18 protein-coding genes and 3 pseudogenes are annotated in these 12,643 nt (G+C 64.2%); 9 read left to right on the top strand and 12 right to left on the bottom strand.

Translation table 11 applies throughout. The annotated features are described in order from the left end of the window. From AC2VOP_RS03690 to AC2VOP_RS03650, 9 genes and pseudogenes are all read right to left on the bottom strand, one after another. A pseudogene (locus AC2VOP_RS03690) lies at positions 1 to 600 on the bottom strand (site-specific integrase); the annotation flags it as partial. Between the two features lie 336 nt (positions 601 to 936). Then, entirely contained in the window at positions 937 to 1,281 is a 345-nt protein-coding gene (locus AC2VOP_RS03685) for a type II toxin-antitoxin system PemK/MazF family toxin (RefSeq protein ID WP_486959713.1), read from the bottom strand. After that, positions 1,275 to 1,523 carry a ribbon-helix-helix protein, CopG family gene (locus AC2VOP_RS03680; protein ID WP_486959712.1) on the bottom strand — a complete coding sequence of 83 codons (249 nt, stop codon included), beginning with the start codon at positions 1,521 to 1,523 and terminating at the stop codon, positions 1,275 to 1,277. The genes AC2VOP_RS03685 and AC2VOP_RS03680 overlap by 7 nt, the downstream gene beginning before the upstream one ends. Positions 1,524 to 2,004: 481 nt before the next feature. Then, positions 2,005 to 2,250 (bottom strand): hypothetical protein, encoded by a 246-nt coding sequence (locus AC2VOP_RS03675; protein ID WP_486959711.1) that lies wholly within the window; start codon positions 2,248 to 2,250, stop codon positions 2,005 to 2,007. A 225-nt stretch (positions 2,251 to 2,475) separates the two neighbouring features. Then, entirely contained in the window at positions 2,476 to 2,778 is a 303-nt protein-coding gene (locus AC2VOP_RS03670) for a toxin (RefSeq protein WP_486959710.1), read from the bottom strand. Beyond that, positions 2,775 to 3,002 (bottom strand): ribbon-helix-helix protein, CopG family, encoded by a 228-nt coding sequence (locus AC2VOP_RS03665; RefSeq protein ID WP_486959709.1) that lies wholly within the window; start codon positions 3,000 to 3,002, stop codon positions 2,775 to 2,777. Before AC2VOP_RS03665 ends, AC2VOP_RS03670 begins: the two co-directional genes overlap by 4 nt. A 96-nt stretch (positions 3,003 to 3,098) precedes the next feature. Continuing rightward, the gene (locus tag AC2VOP_RS03660) at positions 3,099 to 3,434 is read right to left on the bottom strand and encodes a type II toxin-antitoxin system PemK/MazF family toxin (protein WP_486959708.1); all 336 of its coding nucleotides are present in this window, start codon (positions 3,432 to 3,434) and stop codon (positions 3,099 to 3,101) included. Beyond that, on the bottom strand, positions 3,431 to 3,667 hold the full coding sequence (locus AC2VOP_RS03655) for a hypothetical protein (protein WP_486959707.1): 237 nt from the start codon (positions 3,665 to 3,667) through the stop codon (positions 3,431 to 3,433). The genes AC2VOP_RS03660 and AC2VOP_RS03655 overlap by 4 nt, the downstream gene beginning before the upstream one ends. An 89-nt stretch (positions 3,668 to 3,756) precedes the next feature. Next, entirely contained in the window at positions 3,757 to 4,140 is a 384-nt protein-coding gene (locus AC2VOP_RS03650; protein WP_486959706.1) for an ArsR/SmtB family transcription factor, read from the bottom strand. Between the two features lie 88 nt (positions 4,141 to 4,228). Here AC2VOP_RS03650 and arsM point away from each other — a divergent pair, with 88 nt between their 5' ends. The 8 genes and pseudogenes from arsM (at position 4,229) to AC2VOP_RS03610 (ending at position 9,944) form a co-directional block, all read left to right on the top strand. Further along, the gene (gene arsM / locus AC2VOP_RS03645) at positions 4,229 to 5,014 is read left to right on the top strand and encodes an arsenite methyltransferase (protein ID WP_486959705.1); all 786 of its coding nucleotides are present in this window, start codon (positions 4,229 to 4,231) and stop codon (positions 5,012 to 5,014) included. Between the two features lie 99 nt (positions 5,015 to 5,113). Further along, positions 5,114 to 6,642, top strand: a pseudogene (arsB, locus tag AC2VOP_RS03640) (ACR3 family arsenite efflux transporter). Positions 6,643 to 7,044: 402 nt separating this feature from the next. Further along, positions 7,045 to 7,401: a type II toxin-antitoxin system PemK/MazF family toxin gene (locus AC2VOP_RS03635; protein ID WP_486959704.1), complete on the top strand. Its 357-nt coding sequence runs from the start codon at positions 7,045 to 7,047 to the stop codon at positions 7,399 to 7,401. Between the two features lie 72 nt (positions 7,402 to 7,473). Beyond that, positions 7,474 to 7,668, top strand: a complete 195-nt coding sequence (locus AC2VOP_RS03630; RefSeq protein ID WP_486959703.1) for a hypothetical protein — start codon at positions 7,474 to 7,476, stop codon at positions 7,666 to 7,668. Beyond that, entirely contained in the window at positions 7,659 to 8,072 is a 414-nt protein-coding gene (locus AC2VOP_RS03625) for a PIN domain-containing protein (protein ID WP_486959702.1), read from the top strand. The genes AC2VOP_RS03630 and AC2VOP_RS03625 overlap by 10 nt, the downstream gene beginning before the upstream one ends. A 102-nt stretch (positions 8,073 to 8,174) precedes the next feature. Further along, a complete protein-coding gene (locus AC2VOP_RS03620) occupies positions 8,175 to 8,426 on the top strand; it encodes a type II toxin-antitoxin system Phd/YefM family antitoxin (RefSeq protein WP_486959701.1) in 252 nt (83 codons plus the stop codon). 5 nt (positions 8,427 to 8,431) lie between these two features. Further along, complete coding sequence (locus AC2VOP_RS03615) at positions 8,432 to 8,707, top strand: type II toxin-antitoxin system RelE family toxin (RefSeq protein WP_486959700.1); 276 nt, start codon at positions 8,432 to 8,434, stop codon at positions 8,705 to 8,707. 259 nt (positions 8,708 to 8,966) lie between these two features. Then, complete coding sequence (locus AC2VOP_RS03610; protein ID WP_486959699.1) at positions 8,967 to 9,944, top strand: ERCC4 domain-containing protein; 978 nt, start codon at positions 8,967 to 8,969, stop codon at positions 9,942 to 9,944. Positions 9,945 to 9,988: 44 nt separating this feature from the next. On the opposite strand, the gene AC2VOP_RS03605 is transcribed toward AC2VOP_RS03610, so the two are convergent. From AC2VOP_RS03605 to AC2VOP_RS03595, 3 genes are read right to left on the bottom strand one after another with little or no spacing between them, the layout of a single operon-like run. Then, on the bottom strand, positions 9,989 to 10,363 hold the full coding sequence (locus AC2VOP_RS03605) for a DoxX family protein (protein WP_486959714.1): 375 nt from the start codon (positions 10,361 to 10,363) through the stop codon (positions 9,989 to 9,991). A gap of 6 nt (positions 10,364 to 10,369) precedes the next feature. Continuing rightward, the gene (locus tag AC2VOP_RS03600) at positions 10,370 to 11,656 is read right to left on the bottom strand and encodes an APC family permease (protein ID WP_486959698.1); all 1,287 of its coding nucleotides are present in this window, start codon (positions 11,654 to 11,656) and stop codon (positions 10,370 to 10,372) included. Continuing rightward, positions 11,653 to 11,961, bottom strand: a complete 309-nt coding sequence (locus AC2VOP_RS03595; RefSeq protein WP_486959697.1) for an Rv3488 family transcriptional regulator — start codon at positions 11,959 to 11,961, stop codon at positions 11,653 to 11,655. The genes AC2VOP_RS03600 and AC2VOP_RS03595 overlap by 4 nt, the downstream gene beginning before the upstream one ends. A gap of 123 nt (positions 11,962 to 12,084) precedes the next feature. On the opposite strand from AC2VOP_RS03595, the pseudogene AC2VOP_RS03590 reads away from it, so the two are divergent. Continuing rightward, positions 12,085 to 12,549, top strand: a pseudogene (locus AC2VOP_RS03590) (hemerythrin domain-containing protein); the annotation flags it as partial. Positions 12,550 to 12,643 lie beyond the last annotated feature (94 nt).

Here is a 12,643-nt window from a genome sequence, read left to right as displayed (position 1 = left end):
GTGGCGCAGTTCGTTGAAGCGCAGCCCATAGGAGTAGGCGACCTTGAACATCACCGAGTCGCGGTAGGCCGGCAGCCAGCCTTTCTTCCGCGAGTTGGCGATCAGGGTCACTTGATCGTCGGCGTGATCGAAGAAGTGCTGCAACTCCTGTTTGGTGAAGGAGCGCTTCTCCGGATCTTGCTCGTTGTCTTGGACGTGAGTCGCGGTGTTCCAGGCGAAAAATACTTGTGCTGGGTGGGTGCCGAAACGCTGCTCGCAGACCCGATCCCAGCCGTAGTCCGGGTCGGCGATGTACGAGCAGAACAACCGCAGGCCGTTCTGATAGCCGCGGGACGTCGACTGTGCGCGGCCTTTGATGCCGCGCAGATCAGCGAAGAACTCCTCAACGACCGCTGGTGTCCAGGACCAGGGGAACTCATTGGAGTGGGCAATGAAGCGGCGAACCAGGGCGATGCGCTTATCAATGGTGTCGTGGGCGAGGTTGCGGCACAGTTGCTGGTTGCGCCACCCATCGAGCATTTCCTCGACGGTTTGGGCCTCGGGATGCAACAGAGGAACGGAACCAACCAGGAACACGCGACCGCTCTTGTCGACGGGCAAATCAGCCTCCCAGCCTGTCTCATCTGATGCATCATTGAATCATCTAATGAATCATTACCACATCGACGCAGGTAGGTCCATCGCAAAACGAAGTTCATTCGCCGCGTGTCGCGTGGAGCGACCGGGAAGGCGGCAACGCATACTCGCTACAGTCGACGGTAACCTGTTGTGTTCCTCGCTATTTGGCCGAGTTACACAGATCCGGTGGGCGAGAGTCACACGGCGTGTTCGTGATTCATCTGATGAAAACCGAGTACTTCACTTGACATAATGTCCCTTATCGGTAGATGACTATCGCGAGTTCGATTGCAGTGCAAAGCGTCTGGGTGCTGGAGATCAAAGACCCAACACGCGCCGCAGTCCCCGGTCAACTTCGCGCATGATGTTCGGTGATACCTCGCCGATGCGATCCGACAGGTCTGTCTTGTTGAGCGTGACAAGTGCAGTGACATTGACGACTGAATCGCGTGGCAGCCCAGCCGCTACGGCAGGTAGGAACACATTGCCGGGCATTGCGGCCAAGGCCGTGTTGGAGGTGATCACCGCGGTGAGTACGGTCGCAAGGCGGCTGGCGTTGTATGGATCGGACTGGATGACCAGTACCGGACGGCGCTTGGCTGGTCGGCTGCCGGAGGGTGCTTCCAGGTCGGCCCAGTAAAGTTCAGCTCGGCTGATCACCACTCGTCGTCCACTGCATCCAATACATGGTGTCCGGTGGCTACCGCAGCGGTCTCCGCCTCGTCAGTGCCATCAAGGTGCGCTATGGCGCTGTTGATCTGACTGGTGAGCGATTGGGCATCCAACTCGTCTAAGTAGCGCTGCGCAGCTCGGGCGAAGAACTCGGATCGGCTCATGCCGAGATCAGACGCAGTTCGGGAAACGCGATCGAACGTCTCGTCAGAAACGGATATGGCTGTCTTCATAATCAGAGTATAACCCGGTATAACCAAATGAGGTGGGCCGGCACTTGGCCGGGGGTTGCAACTCGCACCTCCAGCATGCCGCCCTTGGCAGCGGTGATCACCCCCCTGCTAGGACGTCGAATCCGACAGGTCGGCCCATGCGCCCGCGCAAGCCGCTCATCCATAGTCAGCAGAGTCGCATCGAATGCCTCCGCCAGCGCCACGTAGACAGCGTCCCATCCCCGCACCGAATCGCGGAGCTGCCACGCACGCTCCAGCAGCCACTGGTGCCCGAAACGCTCACCCGGCCAATCGCGCAGGTCAGCGACTGCCTGGCCCGCAGCCGTGTGGTCAGTCTCCCCCGCAGGTACTGGGCCCGGATAGCCCCATCACCTCGACGTCGATCACGTGCGGCGCCGCCTGATCGACGTCTGCGGCCAGACGCGCCGCGATCGCGTCCGCCCGAGGCGTGTCCGCAACAACCTCGAACAAGCAGGACGCGTCAACGACGAGCATTCGGCCAGTCGCCCCGCCACTCATCCAACGTCGCGAGCACCTCAGCCGTGGACACCTCGGAGGGTCGACAACTGGTCCGCGTCAGCCACTGCGCAACCGAAGGACGCGCCGCCAACCGAGCCGCCTCACGGCGCAGCAACTCCGGCACGGTGATCCGTTCCTCTGCCGCGCGACGAACCAACGCCGCATATATCTCGTCGTCTATGCCGCGAATCTGAACCGTTTTGGGCATACTGACATCCTATCAAGCATATGCGCATGAGCTAATGCGAAAACGCATGAACAATTGTTTGGCTGTCGTTGCAGCGCAAGAAGTTTCGACCGAAGCGCGGCCAGCCCGAACCCGGCGAAGGGAACGCCAGAGGTCGTCGTCGAACTCTCCAGGCCGCCGCGAAACGAGCGCGCCGAGAGTCCCAGGCCGATCGGTTGAAACTCGCGGCGCGCTCGTCGCAGGCGGTCAGGAAACGAGCGCTGCGATGATCGTTGTCGTATCGCTGAGGGCTGCGTGGCCGATATTCCCGATAGGTTCGCCAAGAGCCGCGACTGGAAGCCACTGGACCAGTTCTGGCAACGCAGCACCGTCGGGGTCCTGCACCGTGACGACCATAGCCATTGTTTCGCTGGGGATTTCACCGGGTATGAAGGGGCAGGTGATCACCCGCCCGGTCGCGGCTGCAAGGTGAATCGCGTTCGAAAGTACGACGACGTACAGTTCATGGTCGCTGTCGCGGCGCGGCGTGATGTCACCCGGGGCGATCACAGGTCAGCGGCTCGATTCGCCTGATAAACCTTCTCCGCGTAAGCATCAATATCGAGCGCTGGCACGGTGCGCGCGGTGTAGTTCGCCAGCGAAATTCGCAGGTGCTCGTTGCGCAAGGCTCGCTCGATCATCTCTGAGCGATTCAACCCCGCCGCGTCCGCGTCCGCATCGGCCGCGGCAAGCACAGCCTGATCTATCGTCACCGAGACCTTATCTTTCGCCATACCAACTATCCTACTCACAGTAGGACTGTCAGGTGATTGCCGTGTCGTGCGTTCGTCATGACGAGGACGCTAACGACGTGATCATCGCCCGTGTTGTCACAAGTCGAGTACGAACCGTAATGCCTGGTCGATGGATCGGAGTTGGTCAGGACTGATGAGGCCGAGCCGAGATGCCAGGCGCTCGGTGGCGATGACCCGGAGCTGGTCGCAGCGTGCATACGTTGTATGGTCCAACCCGCTGGTTCCGGGCTCGACTTCGACGTGGCTTCGCAGCCTATAGGCCGCGGAGGTGACGGGTACAACAACTACGAGGCCGCTGGCTCCGTTGTTGAGGATGTCGACCGAGACCACAACGGCGGGCCGGACGAAGCCTGGCTCGTGTCCGATCGGCTGGCCGAGGTCGATGTTGTAGACCTCACCGCGCCAGATCAAGCCAGGGCATCCCATTCCTGGCGTTCGGCCAGGTACTGCTGCCACGCTTGCGGATCGTCGCGCAACTGCCGGTAATCCTGGTTCAACCCCCGCAGGAAATCTTGGCGGACCAAGGCATCGATGGCGGAGTGCAGCACGTCGATCACCGTGGTCTGGTGGTCTCGAGCGAGCGATTGAAGGCGTTCAGAGTCCGGTCGACGAACCCGGATGGTTGTGGTGTCCGCAGAAGCCATGATCCGAGTGCAGACGAGATGTAGACTCGACGTCCGATCAGCCGATCCCGTTCGGGCGCACTAACCGCCCTCAGCCGACACAGCGTGTGTCAGCGACGACCTGCACGGGCGAATAACCCGGCCAGGGCATCCAATGTGGCCGGCACCAACCGGTAATAGGCCCATTTGCCGCGCTGTGTCCGTTCCAACAGGCCGGCCTCGACCAGGATTTTCAGGTGGTGTGACACCGTCGGCTGGGACAGCCCGACCGGCGCGGTCAGGTGGCACACACACGCCTCGGCGCCCTCATGAGCCGCGATCAACGACACCAGCCGTAGCCGGGTCGGCTCGGCCAGCGCCTTGAGCACGCCAGCCAGCCGCTCGGCGGCGGCCGCATCCAGCACGCCGTCAGTGATGGGGCTGCAGCACGACGCGAAGTCGACCACCAGCAGCGAGTCATCGCGTTGGGTTGAAGACGCGGTCGCAGCGGGCATGACCGTAGTATGGCACACGCATTGACAGCTATCGATGCGTCATGCAGACTGCACCCATAGATACTTGTCGATGGAAGGAGTGGGTCGCATGACCGCTGAACACGAGCTGCGCGATCAGGTTAGGGCAAGCTACGGCGCCGCCGCCGAAGCAGTGCGTAGCGGTGACACCAACAGTGACGTGCTGACCGCTGCGAGCTGCTGCGGGTCCAGCGATTCAGCCGTTATTGGCACCATCTTCGGCGCCGGCCTCTACGGTGCCGACGAGCACTCCGCGATCCCCGCCGAAGCACTCGCGGCAAGTCTGGGCTGCGGCAACCCGACCGCGGTCGCCGACCTGCATCCCGGCGAACGAGTGCTCGACCTGGGTTCCGGCGGCGGGATCGACGTGTTGTTATCGGCTCGCCGGGTCGGCCCGCAGGGCTTCGTCTACGGCGTCGACATGACCGACGAAATGCTGGCCCTGGCCGAGGAGAACAAAGCCAAAGCCGGTGTGACCAACGTCGAATTCCGCAAGGGCACCATCGAAGACATCCCGCTGCTCGACGCCGCCGTCGACGTGGTGATCTCGAACTGCGTGATCAACCTGTCCGCCGACAAACCGACCGTGCTCGCCGAGATGTTCCGCGTCCTGGTGCCCGGCGGGCGGATCGGGATCTCCGACGTCGTCGCCGAAGACCACCTCACCGCGGTCGAACGCGCCGAACGCGGCTCCTACGTCGGCTGCATCGCCGGAGCGTTGTCCCGCCAGGAATACCTCGACGGGCTGGCCGCGGCCGGATTCACCGACACCACAGTCACGTTCACCCACGAAGTGGCCGAAGGGATGCACGGCGCGATCATCCGCGCCACCAAACCCACCACATCGTCTGAATAAGGCAGCCAGAGAACACGATCGCACCACCACGCCGGAAACCACGTCACGTTGACACCTGCCAGCGAAGCGGCCCGCCGCTCGCGCACCGGAAGAGAACCTATGAGCGACACCGCCGTATCGACTGCTGCACCCGCAAGGACCGCCAAGCTGTCCACACTGGACCGATTCTTACCGGTGTGGATAGCGGCAGCGATGGCCGCCGGCCTGCTACTCGGGCGGCTGGTGACCGGCCTGGGGGCGGGCCTGAGTGCCGTTGAGGTCGACGGAGTCTCGCTGCCGATCGCGGCGGGGTTGCTGGTGATGATGTATCCGGTGCTGGCCAAAGTCCGATACGACCAGCTCGGCGAGGTCACCGCCGACCGCAAATTGCTGGTGTCGTCGCTGGTGTTGAACTGGCTGGTCGGGCCGGCGGTGATGTTCGCCCTGGCGTGGCTGCTGCTGCCCGATCTGCCCGAATACCGCACCGGGCTGATTATCGTCGGGTTGGCCCGCTGCATCGCCATGGTCATCATCTGGAACGACCTGGCCTGCGGGGACCGCGAAGCCGCCGCCGTGCTGGTCGCCTTGAACTCGATCTTTCAAGTTCTCATGTTCGCGGCGCTGGGTTGGTTCTATCTGTCGGTGCTGCCCGGCTGGCTGGGCCTGCCTCAAACCGGGATCGAGGTGTCCCCGCGGCAGATCGCCAGATCCGTGCTGATCTTCCTCGGCATCCCGCTGCTGGCCGGATACTTGTCCCGCCGCCTAGGTGAACGGGCCAAAGGCCGCCACTGGTACGAGTCGCAGTTCCTGCCGCGAATCGGCCCGTGGGCACTGTATGGGCTGTTATTCACCATCGTTATCCTGTTCGCCCTACAAGGCCACCAAATCACCTCCCGGCCTTTCGATGTCGCCCGCATTGCGGTGCCGCTGCTGGCCTACTTCGCCATCATGTGGGCCAGCGGCTACCTGCTGGGTGCCGTTCTGAAGTTGGGTTACGCACGCACCACCACGTTGGCGTTCACCGCCGCCAGCAACAACTTCGAACTGGCCATCGCCGTGGCGATCGCCACCTACGGCGCCACCTCCGGGCAGGCCCTGGCAGGGGTTGTCGGACCACTTATCGAAGTACCCGTCCTGGTGGGACTGGTCTACGTGTCGTTGGCGCTGCGCACCCGCCTCTTCCGATCCTCGTCGCAACCAAGCATTGCGCGTTGATGGCCGACAAACCCAGCGTGCTGTTCGTCTGCGTTCATAACGCCGGACGCTCACAAATGGCGGCTGCACTGTTAACCCACTTGGCCGGTGACCGCATCGAGATCCGTTGCGCCGGTACCGAACCCGCTGACATGGTCAACCCGACCGCTGTCACTGCCATGGCCGAACTGGGCATCGACATCACCGTCAACACCCCCAAGATGCTCACCGCGGAGACCGTGCAGACCAGCGACGTCGTGATCACCATGGGCTGCGGAGACACCTGCCCCTACTTCCCTGGAGTCACCTACCGAGACTGGAAACTGCCCGACCCCGCCGGCCAACCCCTCGAGGTCGTCCGCTGCATCCGCGACGACATCGCCGACCGCGTCCACGCCCTGATCACCGAACTCCTGAGTGATTGGGCGATAGGGACATCGCCCGGTTTGCCCTGAACGACGCAGTACGAATCCACTACTGCGAGGAAGCCGCCGCGGTCATCGACCAGGCAACACGGCGGTTGGCGGGCGCAAAACGACCGAGCTGAGCACGAATGTCTGTCTCACTGCTGGATCCGGGTGAGGGGGTTGTGGCACACTGCTGTGTTACGATTCCGTGTATGGCGGAGACACTGACGATCCGACTGGATGCCGACGACCGGGCGGTGCTGGAGGCTGCAGCCCGTGGCAAGGCAAGGGGCTGAGTGGATTCGTTCGAGAGCTGGCCGAAGCCGCGGCAAGGCAGGTGCGCCGAGAGACGATTCGGGCAGACGGAGATCGAGTGATGGCTCACCTGGCCAAGCACCCCGAAGCACGAAGCGAACTCGATGAGCTCGGGACCCCGCTGGCCGACTTGCCGTGAGTCGGTACGCGGCCGGCAGCATCGTAGTCGTTGATCGGAGGGGTGGCGCACTGCCGCATGAGCCCAGCAAGCTGCGTCCCGCAGTCGTCGTCGAGGACTACGAGTTATTTCCGGACGAATATCCCAACGTACTGGTAGTTCCGTTGACCCGCGATGAGGGACTGGCGCACAGATCGTTCGCCGAGCGCATCGAGCCGACGGTAGAAAACGGAGTCGACGCGACGTGTTGGGCATTGGCCCATCACGTCACCAGCGTGTCGCCGCAGCGAATCAACGCCACCGACGCGCGGATCACTGCGGCGCAGTTGGCGAGCATCCGCAAACGCATCATGGTCGCGATAGGCGCCGGCTGACGCTGCCGTGGTCTTCCAGATGGGGGCGATCGTTAGGATATACGCGTCTAGCTCTCGTATATACTGGGTCTTGTGGCGAAACATTTGGTCGATCTCGACGAGGACACGCTCGCTGCGGCGCGCGCTGAGCTCGGTACGACCACGATCAAAGACACGGTGAACGAGGCGCTCCGCCGAGCGACGTCGCGACGAGGGCGGCGAGTGGCCGCGGCCTTGGACATCTTGTCTGATGCCTGCCTTGACGATCGATCCGAAGCGTGGCGCTGAGGTTTCTGCTCGACACCAGCGTGGTGAAGCGGCTCGGTCGCTCCGAGGTGCGCGAGGTGGTTGAGCCGTTGACGATCGCGGGTGAGCTGGCGCGGGCCAGCATCTGCGACCTTGAAGTCGGATACTCAGCCCGAAACGCCGAAGAATGGGATCAGCTCGTGGGAGCGCTGGATGCGTTCGAGCTCATCGATTCGACCGCAGCGCACCAACGTCGAGCGCTTCAGGTGCAACGCCTCCTCGCTCAGCGCAGTCAGCGGGGCCGCAAGATCCCCGACCTCTTGATCGCGGCGGCAGCCGAGGAACTCGGCATCGCTGTCCTCCACTACGACGCCGACTTTGATCTGATCGCGTCGGTGACCGGCCAGATCTGCCAGTGGGTCGTGCCCAGTGGCACCGTGGAGTGACCCGAGCTTGTGCCACTGAGCGACTGAGCGATCCCCTTGCGGGCATATAGCGGGAACCCGCCCGCTTGCGCGACACGCGGCTAGAAGTCAGAATATTGACCTATGGCCGAAATTATGCCCTTCTCTGAAGCGAAAGCCCACCTGTCCGAGCTGGCCGAACGCGTCGAACTTGAGCATGCGCGTGTCCTCGTCACGCGCAACGGACGGCCATCATTCGTGCTGGTGAGCCCCGACGACCTCGACGCACTCGAAGAGACGCTCGACATCCTGCGGGATCGCGAGCTTGTCAACTCGCTGAAGCGGTCGCAAGAAGAGGCCGCTCAGGGTAGATCGCGGCCCTTGCCGTCTGCGTGAGTTCCGTGCCGACGGACCCATACGAGCTCCGCATCACTGCTGAGGAACTCCGTCACCTGAACCGTCTCCCGGCGAAGATCCGCGACGCAGCTCTTGCCACGTTACATGGCCCCATCCGTGAAAACCCGCACCGGCGCGGCAAAGCCCTGGTCGGCGAGCTCGCCGGCCTTTTCTCGGTGCGACGAGGCGACTACCGGATCATCTACAGCATCGATGACACGGCCAAGATCGTCATCGTGCACAGGATTGCGCATCGAGCATCGGGGTACCGCCGGCGGTGACTCAGGTCCGCCCGCGGACTGCAGCGATAGCGGATCGGCTTGCGGAGGAAGCTGAGCGGGAACCGTTGACCCAGCGTGTTGACCGGCGTTCAAGATGAGCATGCCGGCGGCGTTGTGCGCGACGGCAACGGTTCCCAGTGGTAGGGGGCGACCGGCATACTATCTGCGTGGCTGAGCTCGACGATCTACCCGCGGCCGCGCGCGTTTGCGGTCCTACAGCGCCGGCCCCGACATCGGCAAGTCACGGAAGCGTGACGTGATGCAGGAGATGCTTGTCGCGGTCAACCCCGACGCGGACTCCAGGCTGAGCTACCTCCTGCGCTTACCGCTGGGCGGTGGGATGGTGTTCCGCACCTCGGGTACCTGGCCGCGCACGAAGGCGTTGTACTGCTACCCCGTAGCTGCCGACGAGTGGCCAGCCGAGCCGGACATCGTCGAACGGGCGCCGATCCGCTCCTGCATCCGCCGCGGCGCGGCGATCGATCTGATCCTCGACCGCGGTCGGGAGAGCCGCTCCCAGTTGGTGTTTACCACCGCACGCGGCCGCGACGCGGTGTTCTGGCAGTCACCGCGCACCCGCAAGCAAGCGCGCCCCAACGTCACCACGCCGACGGCCCGCGCGGCTGGCATCGCCGAGCTGCAGATCCTCGTCGACACCCGCGAGCAGTATGCTTACCGCTTCGCCACCCAGCAGGCCACCACCGTGAAACGCTCCCTGCCGTGCGGCGACTACGGCATCACTGTCGACGGCCTGCTGGTCGCCACCGTGGAGCGGAAGTCGGTCGCCGATCTGGTATCGAGCCTGATCAACGGCAAGCTGCGCTATGCCCTCGGCGATCTCGCCGCCCTGCCACGCGCAGCCGTCGTTGTCGAAGACCGATACTCGCAAATTTTCAAACTCAACTGGATCCGTCCTGCCGTCGTCGCCGATGGCCTCGCCGAGTTACAGATCCGCTGGCCCAGCGTCCCCATCGTGTTCACGGAGACTCGCCAGCTCGCCGAGGAGTGGACCTACCGCTACCTCGCGGCGGCACACGCCTGGGCCGAGACTGAGCACGCCATCGTTCATCGCGTCGGGATCCCGGTTGAGGCCACCGAAACCGCGACCGCACCGTTGAGCTCATCACCGTCGACCGCCGAGGTGCGCGCTTGGGCACGCTCAACCGGCCTGCCCGTGCCTGACCGCGGCCGTCTGCACCCCGACATCTGGCAAGCCTGGCGTGACGCCCATTCGTAGAAGCTGAGCCGCACAAGCACAATCGCGAGTACACCCCAGTTTCGTCATCCGGCCCGTCCAGCAGGTCTGTGATGACCGGGACCGTTGCGGCGCACCGCGCGGCCGACCGAAGAAACGCCGTGGCATAGGCGGCTGTCGAGGGAGATTGCGCCCGCGCCGACGACGAGGAGGAACAGGCTGCCGCATAGTTGGGCCAGGTCGACACGGGATTCGTGGATGAAATCCCACCAGCCGTGTTCGGTGCGGAAAAGGGTGGCGTGCCCCCACAGTATGGGCAGCTTGGTGATCAGTAGTGCGCCAAGCATGTCGATGATCATCGGTATGGCGGCTATCCGGGTGAACAGCCCGGCGAGAATGAGTACACCGCAGGTGATCTCGGCGACTCCATCGATGGATGCGAAGAAGCCCGAAGCGGGGATCTCGTCTTAGTCGCCGCCTTGTGGCCGCGCGGATTGCGCACGCCGTTGGGTCGCGGGGTAGGTGCGGCTCAGTCCGTAGACTGCGGCGCCTGCGCCGAGCACCACAGCCCCGGATACCACCGAGGACAGCGGTAGTGCGAACGCCAGGACTACGCATCCAACGAGGCCGATTAACGGGATTCCGCGCGGGGGGCGACCCTCGTCGGGGCGCAGCGTCAACGCCGAGGCGTTGGCGATCGCGTAGTAGAGCAACACCGAAAAGGAGGAGAACCCGATCGCGCTGCGAACATCGGCGCAGGCCGCAACGACCGTGACCACCGCACCTATGAAAAGCTCGGCGCGATGCGGCACGTGGAATTGGGGATGTACGGCAGATAACGCGGCTGGCAGGTGGTGGTCGCGCGCCATCGCCAGGGTGGTGCGGGAGACACCGAGCAGGAGCGCCAGGAGCGAGCCAAGCGCGGCGACCGCCGCGCCGGCTTGCACGACGGGCACCAGCCAGCCCGCCCCTGCGGTGCGTGCGACCTCCGAGAGGGGGGCAACTGCGGCGGCGAGCCGATCTGGCCCCAACACGGCCAGCGCCGTCACCGCGACGCCGGCGTAGACGGCCAAGGCGATACCCAAAGCGACCGGGATCGCGCGCGGAATGGTTCGGGCGGGGTCGCGCACTTCCTCCCCGAGGGTGGCGATCCGCGCATACCCGGCGAACGCGAAGAACAACAGCCCTGCAGCCTGCAGCACCGCGCCAGCCGAGGCGCCCGCTAGGTGGAGCTGGGCGAGGTTGGTGGTGCGGGAAGCTAGCGCCGCGACGACCACGGCTGTCAGCACGGCCAGCACCACCGCGACGATCACCCGGGTCAGCCACGCCGACTTCTGCACTCCGGTGTAGTTGACCGCGGTCAATGCGACCACGGACGCGGCGGCGATCGCATGGGACTGCGGCGCCCACACGTACGCCCCGACGGTCAGTGCCATGGCCGCACAGGAGGCGGTCTTGCCCACCACGAATCCCCACCCCGCCAAGTAGCCCCAAAAATCACCCAACTGCATCCGCCCATACACGTAGGTGCCGCCGGAGGACGGATATCGGGCGGCCAGCCGCGCCGACGACGTCGCATTGCAGTAGGCCACCACCGCCGCCACCGCCAACCCGATCAACAGCCCCGATCCTGCGGCATGCGCAGCAGGGCCCAACACGGCGAAAATCCCGGCGCCGATCATCGACCCCAGGCCGATCACCACTGCGTCGGTGGTGCCGAGTCGGCGCGCCAGCGCCGGGTCTCCGCTGGTCATTTCGGCTCCTGATGCCCAAGAATCTCGGCGGCCAGTTCGGCGAGCGCCGCCCGCTCTTCGGCGAGCGCCGCCCGCCCCAGGTCGGTGATCTCATAGACTCGGCGAGCACGCCCGTCCACCACGTGTTGACCGGAGATCACCAGGCCGTCTTCCTGCATTCTGTGCAGCATCGGATACAGCGTTCCCGGAGAGATCTTGTAGCCATGGCCGGCCAGCTCCTCGGCCATCCAGGCACCGTGGATCGGCCCCATCTCCGCGTGGTGCAAGATATGCAGCCGCACCGCACCGCGCAGGAACTGACTCATGTTCCACCTCCATCGCGCCCCGCGGATGGGCCCGAGCGCCCAGCTTGCCCGAGCGCCACCATTTTGGAGCACGCCGACCGGCCGGCAGAGCTATATCGACATTCGATATCGGTAAACGATAGCATGGCCCCAACGGGCAGGGTGAGTAGAGCGAGGAAAGGTGTGACAGTGACCGAGCAACCGCTACCGGCCGTGGAGCGGCGTCACCTTCTCGGGATCGCGATATCGGCTGTCAGCGCCATCGGCATCTCGGCATGTGGGAGCCGGCAGCCCACGCCACGTTCAGGCGGGGCGCCATCGGACGAGGAAGTCCCGGTCACCCCACCCGAAGACTTGATGCGCGAGCACGGAGTTCTCCAGCGTGTGCTGCTGATCTATCAAGAAGGAATCCATCGCCTGCAGGCCGGCGATCCAGCTCCCGTCCAAGCGCTCAACGCGGGCGCGGAGATTATCCGAAGCTTCATCGAGGACTACCACGAGCACCTGGAAGAACAGTACGTCTTCCCGAAGCTGGAACAGGCAGGCAAGCTCACCGACATCACCACCGTATTGCGCACCCAGCACCAGCGCGGCCGGGTACTCACCGATGTCAACGGCAAGTGAAAACTGACCCCCTGGCGGCATCTGAAAATTGACCCCCTAGGCCCGGATGGTTGGTGGTTATTCTTCGGTGGTTCCGGCT

This window comes from Mycobacterium sp. TH-M106 (genome assembly GCF_057473765.1).
Note: the sequence above shows the minus strand (reverse complement) of the source record. Positions and strands in the feature narration are given on the sequence as shown.

Coding starts and splice junctions, on each gene's coding strand:
- AC2VOP_RS03680 (WP_486959712.1), bottom strand. CDS start 1,523: ATGAAGACAGCCATATCCGTTTCTGACGAGACGTTCGATCGCGTTTCC.
- AC2VOP_RS03675 (WP_486959711.1), bottom strand. CDS start 2,250: ATGCCCAAAACGGTTCAGATTCGCGGCATAGACGACGAGATATATGCG.
- AC2VOP_RS03665 (WP_486959709.1), bottom strand. CDS start 3,002: ATGGCGAAAGATAAGGTCTCGGTGACGATAGATCAGGCTGTGCTTGCC.
- AC2VOP_RS03655 (WP_486959707.1), bottom strand. CDS start 3,667: ATGGCTTCTGCGGACACCACAACCATCCGGGTTCGTCGACCGGACTCT.
- AC2VOP_RS03650 (WP_486959706.1), bottom strand. CDS start 4,140: ATGCCCGCTGCGACCGCGTCTTCAACCCAACGCGATGACTCGCTGCTG.
- arsM (WP_486959705.1), top strand. CDS start 4,229: ATGACCGCTGAACACGAGCTGCGCGATCAGGTTAGGGCAAGCTACGGC.
- AC2VOP_RS03620 (WP_486959701.1), top strand. CDS start 8,175: ATGGCCGAAATTATGCCCTTCTCTGAAGCGAAAGCCCACCTGTCCGAG.
- AC2VOP_RS03610 (WP_486959699.1), top strand. CDS start 8,967: ATGCAGGAGATGCTTGTCGCGGTCAACCCCGACGCGGACTCCAGGCTG.
- AC2VOP_RS03600 (WP_486959698.1), bottom strand. CDS start 11,656: ATGACCAGCGGAGACCCGGCGCTGGCGCGCCGACTCGGCACCACCGAC.
- AC2VOP_RS03595 (WP_486959697.1), bottom strand. CDS start 11,961: ATGAGTCAGTTCCTGCGCGGTGCGGTGCGGCTGCATATCTTGCACCAC.